This window comes from Streptomyces sp. NPDC002232 (assembly GCF_042890295.1).
Taxonomy (GTDB): domain Bacteria; phylum Actinomycetota; class Actinomycetes; order Streptomycetales; family Streptomycetaceae; genus Streptomyces.
The window spans coordinates 263,807-281,783 of the sequence record NZ_JBIARV010000008.1; the positions used below are offsets into that span (position 1 = coordinate 263,807).

Below are 17,977 nucleotides of genomic sequence, written 5' to 3' on the forward strand. Positions count from 1 at the left end.
CGCGCGGGGGCGCCGCACGGCGGGGTGCTACAGCTCGTCGAGGTCCAGGGCGCCGGCCATCGCGGTGTATCCGGCGTCGTTGGGGTGCAGGGCGTCACCGGAGTCGTACGCGGGGAGCATGCGGTCCGGGTCGGCCGGGTCGGCGACGGCGCGGTCGAAGTCGACGACGGCGTCGTAGGCGCCGGAGGTGCGGATCCAGTGGTTGACCGCGTCCCGCTTGGCCTCGTTGGCCGGGGTGAAGTAGGCGGAGCCCTCGATCGGGGTGAGGGTGGCGCCGACGGCCTTGAGGCCCTTGGCGTGGGCCTCGCGGATCAGGGCGCGGTGGCCGGCGATCAGCTTCTCGACGGAGACCTCGGGGGTGGGGGCGGGGCCGCCGGGGAAGGCCCCGCTGCCGCCGATGTCGTTGATGCCTTCGAGGATGACGACGGTTCGCACGCCGGGCTCGGTGAGGACGTCCTTGCGGAAGCGGCTGAGGGCCTTCTCGCCCGCCCAGGTGGTGTCGTTGACGACCTGGTTGCCGGCGATGCCGTGGTTGAGGACGGCGCGCGGCCGGCCGGCCGCCGCGAGGCGTTCGGCGAGCTCGTCGGGGTAGCGGTGGTCGGCGTCCGTCGTGGAGCCGACGCCGTCGGTGATGGAGTCGCCGAAGGTGACGACGCCGTCGCGGCGGCCCGTGTCGCGCCCGCCGGTGACCTCGACGCCGGAGAGGAAGTACCAGGAGGCGCTGGTGTCGCGGAAGGCGGCGCCGGAGAGGTCGGCGCGGTGGTCGCCCTCGGCGCGGTAGCTGGTGGCCGAGGAGAAGGAGTGGAAGGTCGCCGGGCCGGTCGCGTCGGCGAGGTAGAGGGTGACGGTCAGCGACTCGAAGGCGCGGACGGGCAGGTTCACGGCGTCGCTGAGGAGGGTCTCGCCGGCCGGGATCGTCACGGACGGCCGGTGGCCGAAGCGGAGCGTGCGGACGGAGCCGGGCTCGACCGCGCTCCGGGCGGCGGCGGTGTCCCCGGCGGCGGTGCGGGCGACGGTCGCGCCGGTGATCCGCAGCGGACCGGTGCCGTAGCGGTTGGTCAGCTCGACGCGGGTCCGGGTGCCGGTGGCGGTGACGCGGACGACCTGGCGGACGGTCTGCTTCTCGAAGCCGCGCTGCGACCAGTTGGGGCCGAAGGGCGCGCTCGCGGCCTGCGGCGACGCGGCCCAGGCGCCGCGCCACGCGGTGCCGTCGGTGCCGTGCCGGCCGGTGTCGGCGAGCGCGGTGGGGGCCAGGGCGAGCGTGGCCGTGGTGAGCAGGGCCAGCGCGGAGCGGCGGAGCGTGTTCGTGGTTCGCATGCTCTCGTCAATTACGCGCCCACGCGGGCTATTCCCCTTCCCCGGTGGCCAGTTGCTCCGCGAAGAGCAGTCCGGTGAGCGAGCGGAAGTACTCCTCGGGGTCGCGGTCCCCCAGGGCCTCCCGCACGTTGTGGGTGAGGAGCAGCGTCGCGAAGCCGTGGGCGAGCGACCAGGCGGCGATGCCGGCCGTGCGGGGCTCGGGGACGCCGGTCAGGCCGGCGACGCCGGTGCGGAGTTCGGCGGAGGCGCGCTCCTTCGCGGCGAGCAGGTCGGGATCGTCGGCGCGCAGCAGCTCGGGCTGGAACATGACCTGGAAGTGCGCCGGGTGGTCCACCGCGAAGCGGACGTAGCGCACCCCGCGCTCGCGGAGCCCGGGCGCGTCCGCGAGTCCGGCGGCGAGGAGGTCGTACCCCTCGGTGGCGATCGCGGTCAGCAGGCCCGTGCGGTCCTTGAAGTGGTGGGCGGGGGCGGCGTGCGAGACGCCCGCGCGGCGGGCGAGGTCGCGCAGGCTGAGGGCGCCCGGGCCCTCGGCCGCGATCACGTCGAGTGCGGCGGCGAGGACGGCCTGCCGCAGCTCGCCGTGGTGGTAGGTGCTCCGGCTCGTCGTCATGGCAGCAGCCTAGCCGCCATCTAGTCATTGACAAGTTCTCGCTCCGACGGCAATCTTGTCACTGACAAGTTCCCGCTCGGCCGGGAACTCCGTCAGGGACAGGTTGTGGACGAGGGAGGACGCCGTGGACACCGCTCGCGTACGACAGATGTGGCACCTGCTCGAACCCCTGCACGCCGTGCTCTACTACGCCCCCGAGGCCTTCGAGGAGGCCGCCGCCCTCGGCTACGCGACGGACGGGCGCTGGCCCTCCTACTTCGCGTGGCGGGCCGCCCCCCTCGGCCCCGTCGGGCCGGTCCGGGTCGCCTCCGCCTTCTACAGCTTCAGCCCGGCGATGGTCGCCGAGCACGTCGCCGGCGCCTGGGAGACCGCCGCCCCCGCCGACGTCCTCGCCGCCCGGCTCCGTGCCGTCGACCGGACCTACCGCGCCCTCCTCGGCGACGACGTGGTCACCGGCCCCGCGCTCGCCGAGGCGGCCGCGCTCGCCCGCCGCGCCGCGCGGGCGGCCGGTCCCGAGGGCCGCCCGCTCGCCGCCGCCCAGGCCGAACTGCCCTGGCCCGAGGCCCCGCACCTGGTCCTCTGGCAGGCCGCGACGATCCTGCGCGAGCACCGCGGCGACGGCCATCTCGCCGCCCTCCTCGCCGCCGGGCTCGACCCGGCCGAGTCGCTCGTCTCCTTCGCCGCGATCGGCGCCGCGCCCGGGCCCGTCTTCGAGAGCCGGGGCTGGAGCGCGGCGGAGTGGGCCGCCGCCCGCGCCCGCCTGACCGCCCGCGGCCTCCTGGAGCCGGACGGCACGGCCACCGACGCCGGACGCGCGCTGCGCGCCGAGGTCGAGCGGCGCACCGACGAGCTGGCCGCCGCCCCCTGGGAGGCCCTCGGCCCCGAGGACACCGCGCGGCTCGCCGACCTGCTCGGCGGCCCGTGGCTGACCGTCATCGGCTCCGGCCTGCTCCCGTCGGTCAACACCCTGGGCATCGGGAAGGTGTGACGCCCTGGCGGTCTCCGCACGGAGCCATGGTCCCGCCCGTTTCGGAACCATCGTTACGAAGGTGATGTAACGGACAGGCCTAGGATTCCAGGGTGCTGACGTATCGAAGGACCTTCGCCGCCTCGACGCTCGCCGTCGCCGCCCTCCTCACCTCCGCCTGCACCCCGGGGAGCGACACTCCAGGGGAGGGCGGCGGCGCGGCCGGGAGACCCGCCGCGCACGGCACGGCGCTCGCCGCCGTGGACACCCTCGCCGTCAAGGGCCGCGCCCCGAAGACCGGCTACGAACGGGACAAGTTCGGCCGCGCCTGGGTGGACGTCGACAAGAACGGCTGCGGCACCCGCGACGACATACTCAAGCGCGACCTGAACGGCGTCCGCTTCACGGACGGCCACTGCAAGGTCGCCTCCGGGACCCTCACCGACGACCCGTACACCGGCACCACCGTCCGCTACGTGCGGGGCCGCTCCAAGGTCGACATCGACCACGTCGTCGCGCTCTCCGACGCCTGGCAGAAGGGCGCGCAGAAGTGGGACGACGAGACCCGGCGCCGCTTCGCCAACGACCCCCTCAACCTCCTCGCCGTCGACGCCGCGACCAACCGGGGCAAGTCCGACGGCGACGCCGCCACCTGGCTGCCGCCGAACCGGTCCTACCGCTGCACCTACGTGGCCCGGCAGGTCGCGGTGAAGAAGAAGTACGGGGTGTGGGTGACGGCGGGGGAGCGGGACGCGATGAAGCGGGTCCTCGGCGACTGCCCGCAGCAGAAGCTCCCGTAGCGCCTGACCGCAGCAGAGGCTCCCTCAGGGTCCGACCGCAGCAGAAGGCCCCGTGGCGCGTGCCCGCAGCAGAAGCTCCCGCAGGGCCCGGCCTGCGGCGAAAAAACGTTTGGGCGGCGCCGTGAACGATCTTTAACCTGGCGCCATGGACCTGAACGTATCGACCCTCGCCGCACGACCCGAGCTCGAAGGGGCGATGTGGTCCATGAAGGACCTCTGGCCCGAGTTCATGATGTACGACCCGGTCGGCTGGGCCAACATGGGCCGGATCGCGCGGGAGTTCCCCGAGTTCGTGCTCGTGGCCACCGACGCCGCGGGCGCGGTCGTCGCCCGGGGCTTCAGCGTGCCCTTCCGGCTGGACGCGGAGGGCCGCCGCGAGCTGCCCGACCGGGGCTGGGACGAGGTCCTCAACTGGGCCTTCTCCGACCTGCGGCACGGCCGGACGCCGGACACCGTGAGCGCGATCGAGATCACCGTCGGCCTCGACCACCTCGGCAAGGGCGTCTCGCACACGATGCTCGCCGCCCTGCGGGAGAACGCGGGCGCGCGCGGCTTCGCCGAGCTGGTCGCCCCGGTCCGTCCCAACGGCAAGCACCTGGAGGCCTCGGCCTCCCTCCACGAGTACGCCTTCCGCACGCGGGAGGAGGACGGCCTGCCGGCCGACCCGTGGCTCCGCGTCCACGTGCGCGCGGGCGGGGTGATCGAGGCGGTGGCCCCGGCCTCGATGACGGTCTCCGGCTCCGTCGAGCAGTGGCGCACGTGGACCGGCCTCCCCTTCGACGCGGACGGACCGGTCGAGGTCCCGGGAGCCCTGGTCCCGGTCCACTGCGAGGCCACGCGCGGCTACGCGGTCTACGTCGAGCCCAACGTGTGGGTCCGGCACCGGATCTGAGGCCCGGGGCGGGGCGCGGACGCCCGTGCGGTGCGCGGGGGCGGAGGCCGCTCGGCCTGCGGATCCGTGCGGGGCGCGCGTGCGGGATGAATCGTCCGTCCGGCGCCTCCGTGAAGCAGGCGTGAGGGGGGTCGTTCCCCGGTGACGGCCCCCCTCACGCGTGTCCCGTCGCGCCCGGCGGTCAGTCGGTGTCGACGACGTCCTTCGCCGCGGGGGCCTTCGCCCCGACCGGCTTGCCGTACTTCGAGAAGGTGAGCGTCCCGGGCTGGTCGCCGCCCTTCGTGACGATCCTCAGCACGTACGGCGTGCCCTGCGTGGCCACGTAGACCGTGCTCTTCTCGCCCCCCTCGCCCGGCTCCGTCAGGGCGAGCGCCCGCTGCCCGCCGACGGTGGTCTCGGCGCCCTTCACGATGCCGCTCGCCCCCGTCTCGAAGTCGCTGAGCAGCTCCTTCAGGTCGCAGAGCGCCAGCATGTCCTTGTTGTCGGGGTCGGTGAGGGGCGACTTCATCCAGCGGCCCCTGAGGGCGTCCAGGGTGGCCTCCTGCGTCTCCGGGTCCTCGTCCTTGACCTGCTTGCGCAGGAAGGCCTCGTCGAAGCGCAGGTAGACGTTCTTGTCGTCGGCCTTGACCAGTTCGGCGGTGTCGACCGCGCCCATGGTCAGGGTGCCCGCGCACGTGCCCCGGTCGTCGAGCGCGAGGTGGCCCTTCACCGGATCGGCGGAGGCGCTCAGGTCGATGTCGACGGTCAGGGACTTCGCGCTCTTCGTCGCGGCGAAGGCCTTGTCGACGATCTGCGAACCGGTCAGCTCGCCGAAGGGGCCGGCGGGCTTCGGGGAGTCGGCCGGGGAGCTGCCGCAGGCGGTGGCGCCGAGGAGGGCCGCGGCGGTCAGGAGGGCGGCGGCGACGGCGGTCCGGCGGTGGCGGGGGGCGGCGTGCATGGTGGAGTCTCCGGGAGGCGGGAGGCGGGAGGCGGGAGGCGGGAGGCGGGAGGCGGGAGGCGGGAGGGCGGGGTGTACGGGCGGTGGGGCCCCGAAGGGCCCCGTCCGCGAGGTGTTCGTCCGGCCGGGTCAGCCGACCTTGAGCTCCCACTGGGAGGCGTTGTAGTCGAAGCCCGGGTTGACCTCGACGGTCAGGTTCTTGGCGTCCTTCGGGGTGTCGAAGGCGATGGTGACGGTGGCCTTCTTGCCGGGCAGGACGCTGCCCTGGAAGCCCGTGCCGACCTTCTCGTCGAAGATCTGCTCGGCGGTGACGCCGTTCTTGCCGGCGCGCCCGGTCAGGGTGACGAGCGCGGCGTCGAACTTCTTCTTGCCGCCGTTCTCGATGACCACGGTCACCTGGTAGGCCTTGTTGCCCTGGGTGTGGCCGACCGCGAACTCGCTCGGGGAGTAGGCCTTCGGGTCCGAGACCGTCACCTTGAGGTCGTCGTCGTAGACCGAGGTGTCGCCGTCCGCGAGGTTCTTGGCGGCCGGGTCCTTCGGAGCCGTGTCCTTGATCGTCTTGTCGATCTCGTCGACCGCGTCCTTGACGGCCGTGAAGGTGATGACCGCGCCGACGACCGACAGGATCAGGGCCGCGAGGCCCAGGATCGCGCCCGTGACCGCCACGCCCTTGTTGTTCGCCTCACGGCGCTTCACCCGGCCCTTGGCGACGAGACTCAGGATCAGGGCGATCAGGCCGAGGATGCCGGCCAGCCAGAAGAGGAGCGGGACGAGACCGGAGAGCGTGCCGATGATGCCGAGGATCAGGGCCGCGGTGCCGAGGCCGTTGCGCATGACCTGCGGGGCGGCGGCAGGCGGGACCTGGGTGTCGTACGACATGGGTGTGTCCTCCCGGACGATGACGATGTCTGGCGCGATGGGTCAATCACAGCAGAGCCTGTGAACCGAGTCAACACTGTTCACGAAAAACAGATCGACTCACACTGTGAAGTGGTGCCGTCCGCGTTCGTCGCTAGGATTGGTGCCACAGCCAGAGCGGCGAGTCAGGGGAGTTGGGTCACGTGCCGGAGAACGCAGCAGAGGCGGGTGCGGAGCACGCGGGCGGTGCGACGGACGGCGCGGACACCCCGGCGCGGAGCGCCGCCGGCACCGCCGAGGTGACCGCCGCCGGGATCGCCCGGCTCGCCGGGGTGGGCCGCGCCGCCGTCAGCAACTGGCGTCGCCGCCACGCCGACTTCCCCCGGCCCGTCGGCGGCACGGAGTCCAGCCCCTCCTTCGCCCTCGCGGACGTCGAGCGGTGGCTCCGCGCCCAGGGCAAGCTCGCCGAGGTCCCGCTCAGGGAGCGCGTCTGGCAGCAGATCGCGGGCCACCCCGCCGGCGCCGTCACCGCCCTCGTCCACGCGGGCTGCGCCCTCCTCCTCGTACGGGACCGCTCCGCGGCCTGGCCCGCGCTGGCCGAGCTGCCCGACGAGAGGCTCGCGGAGGTCCTGCCCGTCGCCCTGGAGGAGACGCTCACCGAGCGGCTCGGCCCGGAGCGGGCCGTCCTCACCCCCACCGGTGCCGCGCTCGCCGCCTCCGTCCCGCTCCTGCGCGGAGCCGCCGACCTCGCCGCCGAGACCGGGGTCCGCCCGGCCTTCGAATTCCTCCTCGGCCGCCACCTCGACGCCAACCCCCGGCAGTACACGCTCACCCCGCCCGGCCCCGCCGCCCTCATGGCGGCGCTCGCCGCCGCCCCGCGCACCGGACGCGGCGGCGTCCCGCTCACCGTCCTCGACCCCGCGTCCGGGACCGGCGGCCTGCTGAGCGCCGTCGAGCGGCCCGGCGCCGTCTGCGGCCAGGACGCCGACCCCGACCTCGCCGCGCTCACCGCCCTGCGGCTCGCGCTCGCCACCGACGCCGACATCCGCGTCCGCTCCGGCGACAGCCTGCGCGCCGACGCCTTCCCGACGCTCGCCGCGGACGCGGTCCTCTGCCACCCCCCGTTCAACGAGCGGAACTGGGGCCACGACGAACTGGCCTACGACCCGCGCTGGGAGTACGGCTTCCCGGCCCGCACGGAGTCCGAACTCGCCTGGGTCCAGCACGCCCTGGCCCGGCTGCGCCCCGGCGGCACCGCCGTCCTCCTCATGCCGCCCGCCGCCGCCTCCCGCCGCTCCGGCCGCCGCATCCGCGCCGACCTGCTGCGCCGCGGCGCGCTCCGCGCGGTCGTCGCCCTCCCCGCCGGGGCCGCGCCGCCCTACGGCGTCCCGCTCCACCTCTGGGTGCTGCGCCGCCCCGACCAGAGCGGGCGCCCCGCCGCCGAACTGCTCCTCGTCGACACCGCGTCCGAGCAGTCGGGGCCCGGGCGGGAAGGCCGCGACCGGCTGGACTGGCCGGCCGTCCACTCCGCCGTGCTCGACGCCTGGACGCCCTTCGACCGGGACGGGACCCTCGCCGGGACACCCGGCGCGAGCCGCTCCGTGCCGGTCATCGAGCTCCTCGACGACGACGTCGACCTCGCCCCCGCCCGGCACCTCCCGCCGCCCGCCGCCGCCGAGGGCGCGGCCCAGCTGGCCGGCGTGCGCGAGCGGCTCACCGAGACCCTGCACCGGACCCGCGAACTGACCCCGCCGCCGGTCACCGACCCGGCCTCCGGCACCACCGGACCCGGCCGGCCCACGACCACCGTCGGCGAACTCGCCCGCGCCGGAGCCCTGGTCCTGCGCGCGGGCGGCGCGGGCACCGCCCCCACCTCCGCACCGGTCGCCGTCCTCACCGACCACGACGTCCTCGCCGCCCAGCCGCCCTCCGGCGCGCTGCCCGACGGCCCGCCCGAGGCACCGGTCCTCGTCGCCGCCGGGGACGTCGTCGTCCCGGTCCTCGGCGGCGTCACGGCCGTGCGGGTCGTCGACGCGTCCGCCGAAGGCGCCGCGCTCGGCCGCAACCTCCAGCTGCTCCGCCCCGATCCGGCGGCCCTCGACCCCTGGTTCCTGGCCGGATTCCTGCGGGCCACCGCCAACACCCGGCAGGCCAGCAGCTACGCCTCCACCGCGACCCGGCTCGACGTGCGCCGCCTCCAGCTGCCGCGCCTGCCCCTGGCCGAACAGCGGAGGTTCGGCGAGCGGTTCCGGGCCCTCGCCGAGTTCGAGGAGTCGCTGCGCCTGGCCGCCCGTCTCGGCGACCAGCTGGTCCAGGGTCTGTACGACGGCCTGGCGGACGGCACCGTCGCTCCGTAGGCGTCCCGCTCCTGATCTGTTCGACAACGGTTCCGGGTATCCCGGAACCGTTGTCCGCATCGGTGTATACGCTCGTCTCCGCACCCGATCCTTCCGAGCAGGAGCAGCAGGATGTACGGCCCTCCGCAGGCCCCGCAGGTTCCGCAGTCGCCGAAGAGCCCCCTCACCGGTGGCCGGGTCGCGCTGCTCGTCCTCTTCTGCGCGCTCGCGCTGCTCAGCTGTGGCTTCCTGGCCTGGGCCCCGATGCTGCGCGTCGCGGTCCTCACCCGCCGGGTGCGGGACTGGGCCCTGTTCGGCGCGACGTTCGCGGTCGCGGCGGGCCTCTTCACGTACGCGGGCGTCACCGGTGACCAGGAGGCCACCACCGCGGAGTCCTTCGTCGCCGTCGGCATCATGATGGTCCTGGTGGCGGGCCCGGTCGCGTACTACCTGGTGACGGAGCTCCGCCGCCTGGACCGGGGCGGCGCGCCGGGCGCGTACCGCCCGCCGGGGTACGGACACCCCTCCGCCGTGACGGTCCCGAGCGCGATCGGGAACCAGATCCCGAACCCGTACGCGGGCCCGGCCGTCCCGCCGCCCGGCGTTCCCGTGCCGCAGCCGCAGCCGCAGCCGCAGCCGCCTGTCTCCTCCGGGCCCCGGATCGACCAGGTCCGCGCCGAGCTCGACGAGCTGAGCGACCTGCTCCGGAAGGACCCCGGAAGCAACGGGAGCAACGGAAGCGCCGGGGAAGGCGGCCGGTGAACGGGCGTGTCATCGGCGGGCGTTACGAGCTCGCCACCGTCATCGGCCAGGGCGGGATGGGCCAGGTCTGGACGGCCTACGACGGACGCCTCGACCGCCGGGTCGCGGTGAAGCTGCTCCGGCCCGCCACCATGACCGGGCCCGCCACCGCCGCCGAGGAGCTGCGCCGCCGCTTCGTGCGCGAGTGCCGGGTCACCGCGCAGGTCGACCACCCCGGCCTGGTGACCGTGCACGACGCGGGCAGCGACGGCGACGACCTCTATCTCGTCATGCAGTACGTGGAGGGCGCCGACCTCGCCGACCACCTGGCCGAGCACGACCCCTACCCCTGGGAGTGGGCGGTCTGCGTGGCCGCGCAGCTCTGCGCGGTGCTCGCCGCCGTGCACGCGGTGCCGATCGTGCACCGCGACCTCAAGCCGCGGAACGTGATGATCCGCCCGGACGGCGCGCTCACCGTGCTCGACCTGGGCGTCGCCTCGGTCCTGGACACCGACACCACCCGGCTCACCCAGACCGGTTCGCCCATCGGCAGCCCGGCGTACATGGCGCCGGAGCAGGCGATGGGCGGCGCCGTCGGCCCGTCGACCGACCTCTACGCGCTCGGCGTCCTGCTCCACGAACTCCTCAGCGGGAACGTGCCCTTCGCCGGATCCACCGCGCTCGGCGTGCTGCACCGGCACCTGTACGAGCCGCCCGCGCCGCTCCGCCAGCTGCGCCCGGAGATCCCCGAGGCCCTGGAGGCGCTGGTCCTGCGGCTGCTCGCCAAGGACCCGCAGGCACGCCCGTCCGGCGCGCACGAGGTGTACGAGCAGCTCCTGCCGCTGCTCCCCGCGCGCGGGGCCCCGGCGGGGCCGATGAACCCGACGCGGCCGTTCCTGCGCCCGCACGCGCCCTGGCCGGACCGGTCGGCGCCGAAGGCCGTGCACGTGCCCCCGCTCCCGCCGGTTCCGCCCGCCCGGAGTGCCGATCCCCGTACCGATCCCCGGGTGTACGTGCCCGGGACGCCGCCCGCGCGTCCCGACGTCGCCGCGGCCGTCGACGAGGTCAAGCGGCTGCTCGGGGAGGGCTCGCTCACTCAGGCCGTGGACCTGCTCGGCTCGATCCTGCCCGCCGCCGCGGCCGAGCACGGCGAGCGGTCGCCGGTCGTCCGCATCCTGCGCAAGCAGTTCGCGTCGACGCTGATGGACGACGGCCAGTACCGGCGCGCCCTGCCGGAGCTGCGCCGGCTCGCGGAGGACCGGGGTGCGGAGGCGGGCCCGGCGGACCCGCAGTTCCTCCAGTTCCGCTACGACGCGGCCCTGTGCCTGGAGCAGGTGGGGGAGACGGCCGCCGCGCTCGGGGAGTTCCGCGCGGTCCTGCCGTACTACGAGCGGGACCTGGCCCGGTCCTTCGACATCCGGCAGCGGATCGGGCTGCTGCTCCTGACGTCCGGCCAGCACGCGGCCGGGCGGGACCAGCTCCAGCGGCTGCTGTTCGACGCGGAGCGGGCGTACGGGCCGTACCACCCGCTTCCGGTGGAGCTGCGGCGCGCGCTGGACCACCAGCGGCAGATGGGGCCGCGTCCCTGAGGGGAACGGGAGCCTGAGGGAGCGTGACCCTGACGGGACGCCAGGGTCACGACTCGACAACTGATCACCTAGTGGATCTTCATGATCCTTTTTGACCGTTTTGGTGCATGTAATCTTCGCGTCTGATCATGTCCGCGTCCCCCAAGGAATCCCGATGACGACGCCTCCCGCTCCCTTCTCCCCCGAGCAGCAGCAGCCCGCCGCTCCCGCCAAGAAGGGCGGCGCCCTCCTCAAGAAGGTCGGCGGCGTCGTCGTGGCGATCGTCGTGGCCCTCGCGGTGAAGCTCGGCCTCCCGTACCTCACGGGCGACGCGCCGGTGCACGCCAAGGCCGGCGAGTGCGTCACGGTCACCGGTCCGGACAACGACCCGAAGGTCGACACCGTCGACTGCTCCTCGGGCAAGGCCGACCTCTTCAAGGTCGTCAAGGTCGTCGACGACACCTTCGACGTCAACAAGTGCGGTGAGCAGCTCTCGGCGCTCGCGCAGCAGCTGGACTCGGACAAGTTCGTCCTGTGCCTGGAAGAGGTCCCCGCCAAGTAGGCGCGCACCGCTCTCACGGGAAGGGCCGGAACCCATGGGGTTCCGGCCCTTCCCCGTATCCCTACGGCGCTCCCACCGGCCGGGGTGGCGTGACCGACGGGACCGCCGGCGGCTCCGGGGCCGGGGTGGGCACCACGGGCGCGTCCGTACGGGCCGGGGTGCGGGCGGGCCCCACCGGGTCCGGAGCCGTCCGCGCGCCCGGCAGCAGGGCCAGGACGCACACGGCGGCCACCGCGGCGGCCACCCCGAGGACCACGGACGCGACCGCGCGGATCCGGTGCGTCCCCCAGCGGCGCCCGCGCGGCGGATCGGCGCGGCGCAGGTCGCGGTGGCCGACGAGGGCGGCGCGGGCGGCCAGCGCTGCGCGCAGCCGTTCCTCCACGGGCGAGGTCATCGGTCCGCCTCCGCTCTCTTCTCCAGCTTCCGCTCCAGGGCGTCCAGGGCGCGGCTCGCGGTGGACTTCACCGTGCCGCGCGAGAGCCCGAGCGTCTGCGCGATCTGCTCCTCCGTCAGCTCCGACCAGTACCGCAGCACCAGCACCTCGCGCTGCCGGCGGGTCAGCTCCCCGAGGGCGTCGAGCACCTGCCGGTGCTCCTCGGCGAGCAGCAGTCCCTCGTCGACGGGAGTCCCGGAGCCCGGGTGGGGCGGGGTGTACGCGCGCGCGGTGCGGCGGCGGCGCAGCACGGAGCGGGCCGCGTTGACGACGGCGGTGTGCAGGTACGCCCGCGGGTCCTGGAGTCCGTCCAGGGACGTCCCGTAAGCGCGGCAGACGGCGGCGAACGCGTCCTGCACGACGTCCTCGGCGGTCGGCAGGTCGTCCACGAGGAAGAGCGCGAGCCGCACCATGTCGAGCCGCCGGGCCCGGTAGAGCTCGGTGAGGCCGGGCGCGGGCCCGTCGCCGCCGTACGGGGCGCCGACGACGCGCAGACGGCGTTCCCGTACCGGCACGCGCTCGTCCCGGGCCGCGCGGGAGACGCGCGCGAGCAGCCGCGACCACCAGGGCGGCTCCAGGGGCAGGGGCAGGGCGTACGGCATGGGCCTCGATCCGTCGGGTCGGGGTCGGGGTGGGGGCCCCGATCGGGGCCGGGTGAGCGAGCGGGCGGGTCCGGGGGCGGCCCCGCCCGCTCGCCCGGCGCGGCTACTTGCCGGGCGCGATCACGCGGGGCGCGTCACCGGCGGGCACGGGCGCCGGTACCGGCTTCGGCACGGCGGGCGCGGGAACCGGCTTCGGCGCGGCGGGCGCCGGGACGGGCTTCGCCACGGCCGGTGCCGGGACCGGCTTCGGCGCGGCAGCCGGCTTCGACGCGGGCACCGGCCGGGGCGCGACGACCTGCGGCGCGGCGGGCGCGGGGGCCGGGCGGGGTGCCCTGACCTCCGGCGCGGCGGGCCGGGCCACCGGCTCCGGGGCGGCCGCGGGCTCCGCGACGGCCACCGGCTCCGGCGCCGGGGGCACGGCGTCGGGGGCGGTCGGCGCGGCCGGCACCGGCTTCGGACCCGCGTCGGCGAAGGCCTGCGCGGCGAAGCCGCCGCCGAGGAGCAGCGCGGCACCGGCGACGGCGCCCAGGAGGCGGGGACGGGGGCGGAGGCTCCGCCTGGCGTGGCTGGACATGGTTCTCCCGAGGAAGTGTCGGAAACACGGTCTGGAACATCGGTCGAAGGGCGCCTTCAACCCACCAGACGTGCGGCACCGCCCGAGGTTGCGCACCGGGTCCGGGAAATCCCTCCGGCGACTCCCGCAGGCCCCGGCGGAGGAGACCGGTGGCCCCGGCAAAAAAAGAAGCGAGAGGGAACCCGCACCTCTCGCACTCTCAACGTATAGCGCACAGGGGGGCTTGCGGCAAGGCCCCCTCCGTGGCGCAGAATCGCACCTCGAAATCCAGAAGCAGAGAAAGCGGGAATTCCACCCCATGACGTCCCTCATTGCCGGCGTGTTCGACCTCTCCGGCAACCTCGCCCCCAAGGCCGCCCCGGCGCTCATCGGCGCGGACGAGCGGCACTTCGCTGCCATCGCCCGGTGCCTCGACGAGACGATCGCCGAACTGTCCGAGCGGCTGGACGCCGAGCGGCGGGCACCCGGCGGCGTCGGCCGGGAGGCGATGGACCGGGACGCGGAGATCCACCGGCTGAGCGGCCGGCTGCGGACCCTGCGCCGCTTCGGCCTGGACCTGTGCCTGGGACGCGTGGTCGGCCAGGACGACTCCGAGCCGGTGTACATCGGGCGCCTCGGCCTCACCGACAGCACCGGCCGCAGGCTGCTCATCGACTGGCGTTCCCCGGCGGCGGAGCCGTTCTTCGCGGCGACGCACGCGACCCCGATGGGCCTGGCGAGCCGCCGCCGGTACCGCTGGTCCGGCGGGCGGATCACCGACTACTGGGACGAGGTCTTCACCGCCGAGGGCCTCGAAGGGCACGCCGCGCTCGACGACCAGTCCGCGTTCATCGCGAGCCTGGGCGGCAACCGCTCGGCCCGGATGCGGGACGTGCTGGCGACGATCCAGTCCGACCAGGACGCGATCATCCGCGCCGGATCGAAGGGCGCGCTCGTCGTCGACGGCGGCCCGGGCACGGGAAAGACGGTCGTGGCGCTGCACCGCACCGCGCACCTCCTCTACGCGGACCCGCGGCTCGGGCACCGCAGGGGCGGCGTGCTGTTCGTCGGCCCCCACCAGCCGTACCTGAACTACGTCGCCGACGTCCTGCCCAGCCTGGGCGAGGAGGGCGTGCGGACCTGCACCGTCCGCGACCTGGTGGCCGAGGGCGCCAAGGCCCCGGCGGAGGCCGACCCGGAGGTCGCGCGCCTGAAGTCCTCGGCGGACATGGTGCGGGCGATCGAGAAGGCCGTGGCCTTCTACGAGGAGCCGCCCACCGAGGGCATGACCGTCTCGACCCACTGGTCGGACATCCCGCTGACCGCCGCCGACTGGGCGGAGGCCTTCGACGCGGCGGAGCCGGGGACCCCGCACAACGAGGCGCGCGAGCAGATCTGGGAGCACCTCGTCTCGCTGCTCTTCGACAAGTACGACGGCGAGGAGGTCCCGGAGGCGCAGTTCCGGAAGTCGCTGCGCCAGGACCGGGAGCTCACCGGGGCGCTGCACTCCGCCTGGCCGATGCTGGAGGCCGCCGACCTCGTCGGCGACCTGTGGACGGTCCCCGCGTACCTGCGGATGTGCGCGCCCCGGCTGACGCCCGACGAGGTGCGGGCGCTGCGGCGGACGGACGGCCAGGCGTGGACGGTCTCGGACCTGCCGCTGCTGGACGCGGCCCGGCAGCGGCTCGGCGACCCGAGGACGGCCCGGCTCAAGCTCCGGCGCAAGGCCACCGTCGCCGCCGAGCGCGAGCGGATGGCCGGGGTCATCGACAGCATCATCGCCGCGGACGCCGACGGCGAGGGCGCGGTCACGATGCTGCACGGCAAGGACCTCCAGGACAGCCTGATCGACGAGAACGCCCTGCCGACCGCCGAACGGGAGCCGCTGGACGGACCGTTCGCGCACATCGTGGTGGACGAGGCGCAGGAACTCACCGACGCGGAGTGGCAGATGCTGCTGCTGCGCTGCCCCTCCCGCAGCTTCACGATCGTCGGCGACCGGGCCCAGGCGCGGCACGGCTTCACCGAGTCGTGGCGGGAGCGCCTGGAGCGGGTCGGGTTCGACCGGATCGAGCTGACGTCCCTGAGCGTCAACTACCGCACGCCGGAAGAGGTCATGGCGGAGGCGGAGCCGGTCATCCGCGCCGCGCTGCCGGACGCGAACGTGCCCGTGTCGATCCGGGGCAACGGCGTCCCGGTCACCCACGCCCCGGTGGGGGACCTGGAGGAGATCCTCGGCGGCTGGCTCGACGAGAACGCCGAGGGCGTCGCGTGCGTCATCGGCGCGCCCGCCTTCCGCGAGCGTCCCCGGGTCCGGTCGCTGACCCCGTCCCTGTCGAAGGGCCTGGAGTTCGACCTGGTGATCCTGGTCGACCCGGACTCCTTCGGCGAGGGCGTCGCGGGCGCGGTCGACCGGTACGTGGCGATGACCCGCGCGACCCGGCGGCTGGTGGTCCTCACCTCCTGACGGGGGCGCGGAAAACCGGAGGAGCGGCGCGGGGCCCCTTGCTACGGTGACCGGATGGCAGCGATCAAGGAAATCCAGGTCACCATCGACGGCGCGGAGCCCGCGCGCCTCGCCGAGTTCTGGTGCGAGGTGCTGGGGTACGTCGTCCCGCCGGTCCCCGAGGGGTTCGCCACCTGGTCGGAGTACCACCGGTCGCTGCCGCGCGAGGAGCAGCCGGTCTACTTCGCGTGCTCGGACCCCACGGGGGCGGGCCCGCGCGTGCTGTTCCAGCGCGTGCCCGAGGGCAAGGCCGTCAAGAACCGGGTCCACCTCGACGTACGCGCCGGAAAGGGCCTCGTGGGCGCCGAGCGCCTGGCCGTCCTGGAGGCGGAGTGCGCGCGCCTGGTGGAGCTCGGCGCGACCCACCTGAAGACGCTGTACGCCGACGGGGAGAACGAGTCCTGCATCAACATGCAGGACATCGAGGGCAACGAGTTCTGCCTCGACTGAGCACCGACGGCCGAGCGCGGGGGCCGGAGGGCCCGGGGGCCGAGCGACCGACGGCTGAGCCCGCCGGCCGGTCCCGAGGGCCGCGCCCGCTGGCTGAGCCCGTCGGCCGACCCCGGCGGCCGGCGGGCCCGCGGTCTACGGAAGCGGCCCCCGCCCATCCCGGGTGGGGGCCGCTCCGGCGTGCGGGCGGTGTCAGACCTGCCGGGGGTCGCGCTTCATCGCCCACAGGACCGGGCCGCCGCCCGGCAGGGCGAACTCGCCGCGGACCGTGAAGCCGAAGTGCTCGTACACCGGCAGGTTGTCGGGCTTGGACGACTCCAGGTAGACCGGGAGGCCCGCCGCGTCCGCCTTCGCGAGGCCGGAGCGCAGGAGGGCCGAGCCGTGACCCAGGCCCCGAGCGGCGGGGTCGGCGCCGATGACGGCGAGGTACCAGTGGGGTTCGGCCGGTCCGTGCCCGGCGGCCGCCGCGACGGCGTCCCGGAAGACCGGGGCGCGGTCGCCGAGGATCTCCGTGAGCTCCTGGACGGTCGCCTCGTCGGGGACGGCCTTGTCGGCCCCCTCCGGCGCGACCCAGAAGGCGGCGGCGGACGCGGTCCGCTCGCAGACGCCGTGCGGGCCGTACTGCCGGGTGAACAGGGTCGTGAAGTAGCGGCCGAGGGCCGCCTCGCGCGAGGCGTCGTCGGGGAAGAACCACCGCATCATCGGGTCGTCGCCGAAGGCGGAGGCGAGGGTGCGGCCGACCGTGTGAGCGTCGTCGATCGTGGCCGGCATGGGTGCGTTCGCCAGGGTCATACGGGTCATTCTGCACCCGTGATGATCTTGGTCGGAGGGCGGGTCCGTCCCGCGCCCCGCTCCGCTCAGGCGGCCCTCGGCCGGGTGCGGAGCAGGAGCACCGCCGCCACCACCGGCAGGGTGACGCCCACGGCCAAGACCGTGAGCAGCTCCCACACGCCGAAGCCGGAGAGGAGGAAGGCGCTGACCAGCACCACGACCGGGGGCGCGACGGTGAGGGCGGTGGCCAGGGCCTTGGTGCCCCGGTCCCAGGAGTCGGAGGTCCACAGCAGGAAGAGGCTCACGATCAGGGCGAGCACCGAGGGGGCGGAGCCGGCGACCCCGGCGATCCCGGTGACGCCGATCAGGACGGCGGTGAGGGTGTCCCGGGTGCGGTTCGGGGCGGTGGCGGCGGTCGCCGAGCCCGACGCCGCCGGGCTCTCGGGCTCCTCCGCGCGGGCCGCGGCCACGATGGCGGAGGGGCTGCCGAGCCGTTCGAGGGCCGTGCGGACGGCCTGCGGGTCCTCCTCGTCGCCGACGGCGACCGCGAGGTGCTCGCGCAGGTCGGCGAGGAGTTCCTCGCGGCGCCCCGGGGCCAGGAAGGACGCCTCGCGCTCGATCGTGTCCAGGTAGTCGGTCACGAGGGGGTGTGCGGTGCCGGTCATGCGGTGCCTCCGTGGGGTGCGGTCAGGAAGTGGTCGACGCCGTCGCGGAAGCGCGGCCAGCTCTCGGTGAACTCGGCGAGCGCGGCCCTGCCCGGCGCGGTGAGCGTGTAGTAGCGGCGGGCGGGGCCGGTGGCCGACTCGCGGAGCTCGGTGTCGACGAGTCCGTCGCGGCGAAGCCGGGACAGCAAGGGGTAGATCGTTCCCTGGCTGGTGGTCATGACGCTGACCGCGGCCAGCTCGTCGAGGATCTCGACGCCGTAGCGCGGACCGTCGCGCAGCAGGGCCAGGACGCAGTACTCCAGCACGCCCTTGCGCAGCTGGCTGGCGACCTTTCCGGCCGCCTCTGATCTTGCTTCGCCAGGAACCATGCAATGCAAGATACCTCCGGGAGCGCTTCCGATCAACGGCG

Annotated in this window: 19 protein-coding genes; 9 read left to right on the plus strand and 10 right to left on the minus strand. The window is 74.7% G+C overall.

The genetic code is table 11. From position 1 onward, the window contains the following. Window positions 1-27 precede the first annotated feature (27 nt). Window positions 28-1,317: an SGNH/GDSL hydrolase family protein gene (locus ACFYXU_RS35065; RefSeq protein ID WP_389461636.1), complete on the minus strand. Its 1,290-nt coding sequence runs from the start codon at window positions 1,315-1,317 to the stop codon at window positions 28-30. 28 nt (window positions 1,318-1,345) lie between these two features. Continuing rightward, window positions 1,346-1,927: a TetR/AcrR family transcriptional regulator gene (locus ACFYXU_RS35070; RefSeq protein ID WP_389408794.1), complete on the minus strand. Its 582-nt coding sequence runs from the start codon at window positions 1,925-1,927 to the stop codon at window positions 1,346-1,348. Between the two features lie 148 nt (window positions 1,928-2,075). Between ACFYXU_RS35070 and ACFYXU_RS35075 the strand changes: the two genes are divergently transcribed. The 3 genes from ACFYXU_RS35075 to ACFYXU_RS35085 all read left to right on the plus strand — a co-directional run bounded on the left by ACFYXU_RS35075 (window position 2,076) and on the right by ACFYXU_RS35085 (window position 4,586). Continuing rightward, on the plus strand, window positions 2,076-2,915 hold the full coding sequence (locus tag ACFYXU_RS35075; RefSeq protein WP_389461702.1) for a hypothetical protein: 840 nt from the start codon (window positions 2,076-2,078) through the stop codon (window positions 2,913-2,915). Window positions 2,916-3,007: 92 nt separating this feature from the next. Continuing rightward, on the plus strand, window positions 3,008-3,694 hold the full coding sequence (locus ACFYXU_RS35080) for an HNH endonuclease family protein (protein ID WP_376513441.1): 687 nt from the start codon (window positions 3,008-3,010) through the stop codon (window positions 3,692-3,694). Between the two features lie 145 nt (window positions 3,695-3,839). After that, complete coding sequence (locus ACFYXU_RS35085; RefSeq protein ID WP_389408793.1) at window positions 3,840-4,586, plus strand: N-acetyltransferase; 747 nt, start codon at window positions 3,840-3,842, stop codon at window positions 4,584-4,586. Window positions 4,587-4,767: 181 nt separating this feature from the next. Here ACFYXU_RS35085 and ACFYXU_RS35090 read toward each other — a convergent pair whose 3' ends face one another. Both ACFYXU_RS35090 and ACFYXU_RS35095 read right to left on the minus strand, forming a co-directional pair. Continuing rightward, the gene (locus tag ACFYXU_RS35090) at window positions 4,768-5,523 is read right to left on the minus strand and encodes a hypothetical protein (RefSeq protein ID WP_389461638.1); all 756 of its coding nucleotides are present in this window, start codon (window positions 5,521-5,523) and stop codon (window positions 4,768-4,770) included. A gap of 129 nt (window positions 5,524-5,652) precedes the next feature. After that, complete coding sequence (locus ACFYXU_RS35095) at window positions 5,653-6,402, minus strand: DUF4190 domain-containing protein (protein WP_389461640.1); 750 nt, start codon at window positions 6,400-6,402, stop codon at window positions 5,653-5,655. Between the two features lie 278 nt (window positions 6,403-6,680). Between ACFYXU_RS35095 and ACFYXU_RS35100 the strand changes: the two genes are divergently transcribed. The 4 genes from ACFYXU_RS35100 (at window position 6,681) to ACFYXU_RS35115 (ending at window position 11,588) form a co-directional block, all read left to right on the plus strand. Continuing rightward, entirely contained in the window at window positions 6,681-8,738 is a 2,058-nt protein-coding gene (locus tag ACFYXU_RS35100) for an N-6 DNA methylase (RefSeq protein WP_389461704.1), read from the plus strand. Between the two features lie 111 nt (window positions 8,739-8,849). After that, window positions 8,850-9,479 (plus strand): hypothetical protein, encoded by a 630-nt coding sequence (locus ACFYXU_RS35105; protein WP_389408790.1) that lies wholly within the window; start codon window positions 8,850-8,852, stop codon window positions 9,477-9,479. Further along, entirely contained in the window at window positions 9,476-11,047 is a 1,572-nt protein-coding gene (locus tag ACFYXU_RS35110) for a protein kinase (protein ID WP_389461642.1), read from the plus strand. Before ACFYXU_RS35105 ends, ACFYXU_RS35110 begins: the two co-directional genes overlap by 4 nt. 154 nt (window positions 11,048-11,201) lie before the next feature. Continuing rightward, on the plus strand, window positions 11,202-11,588 hold the full coding sequence (locus ACFYXU_RS35115; protein ID WP_329853310.1) for a hypothetical protein: 387 nt from the start codon (window positions 11,202-11,204) through the stop codon (window positions 11,586-11,588). 61 nt (window positions 11,589-11,649) lie between these two features. On the opposite strand, the gene ACFYXU_RS35120 is transcribed toward ACFYXU_RS35115, so the two are convergent. The 3 genes from ACFYXU_RS35120 to ACFYXU_RS35130 all read right to left on the minus strand — a co-directional run bounded on the left by ACFYXU_RS35120 (window position 11,650) and on the right by ACFYXU_RS35130 (window position 13,197). Beyond that, complete coding sequence (locus ACFYXU_RS35120; protein ID WP_376513432.1) at window positions 11,650-11,982, minus strand: hypothetical protein; 333 nt, start codon at window positions 11,980-11,982, stop codon at window positions 11,650-11,652. Then, on the minus strand, window positions 11,979-12,623 hold the full coding sequence (locus ACFYXU_RS35125) for an RNA polymerase sigma factor (protein WP_389408788.1): 645 nt from the start codon (window positions 12,621-12,623) through the stop codon (window positions 11,979-11,981). Before ACFYXU_RS35125 ends, ACFYXU_RS35120 begins: the two co-directional genes overlap by 4 nt. Before the next feature lie 103 nt (window positions 12,624-12,726). Then, complete coding sequence (locus ACFYXU_RS35130; RefSeq protein WP_376514313.1) at window positions 12,727-13,197, minus strand: hypothetical protein; 471 nt, start codon at window positions 13,195-13,197, stop codon at window positions 12,727-12,729. A 298-nt stretch (window positions 13,198-13,495) separates the two neighbouring features. On the opposite strand from ACFYXU_RS35130, the gene helR reads away from it, so the two are divergent. Continuing rightward, on the plus strand, window positions 13,496-15,643 hold the full coding sequence (gene helR, locus ACFYXU_RS35135) for an RNA polymerase recycling motor ATPase HelR (RefSeq protein ID WP_376514315.1): 2,148 nt from the start codon (window positions 13,496-13,498) through the stop codon (window positions 15,641-15,643). 54 nt (window positions 15,644-15,697) lie between these two features. After that, window positions 15,698-16,132: a VOC family protein gene (locus tag ACFYXU_RS35140; RefSeq protein ID WP_389461645.1), complete on the plus strand. Its 435-nt coding sequence runs from the start codon at window positions 15,698-15,700 to the stop codon at window positions 16,130-16,132. Between the two features lie 192 nt (window positions 16,133-16,324). On the opposite strand, the gene ACFYXU_RS35145 is transcribed toward ACFYXU_RS35140, so the two are convergent. Genes ACFYXU_RS35145 through ACFYXU_RS35155 form a run of 3 tightly spaced genes read right to left on the minus strand, consistent with a single transcriptional unit; the run spans window position 16,325 to window position 17,936 of the window. Beyond that, window positions 16,325-16,933, minus strand: coding sequence for a GNAT family N-acetyltransferase (locus ACFYXU_RS35145; protein WP_389461647.1), 609 nt, complete (start codon window positions 16,931-16,933; stop codon window positions 16,325-16,327). Window positions 16,934-16,989: 56 nt separating this feature from the next. After that, the gene (locus ACFYXU_RS35150) at window positions 16,990-17,568 is read right to left on the minus strand and encodes an HAAS signaling domain-containing protein (RefSeq protein ID WP_389408784.1); all 579 of its coding nucleotides are present in this window, start codon (window positions 17,566-17,568) and stop codon (window positions 16,990-16,992) included. Further along, window positions 17,565-17,936, minus strand: coding sequence for a PadR family transcriptional regulator (locus ACFYXU_RS35155; RefSeq protein WP_329853319.1), 372 nt, complete (start codon window positions 17,934-17,936; stop codon window positions 17,565-17,567). Before ACFYXU_RS35155 ends, ACFYXU_RS35150 begins: the two co-directional genes overlap by 4 nt. Between the last annotated feature and the right edge of the window lie 41 nt (window positions 17,937-17,977).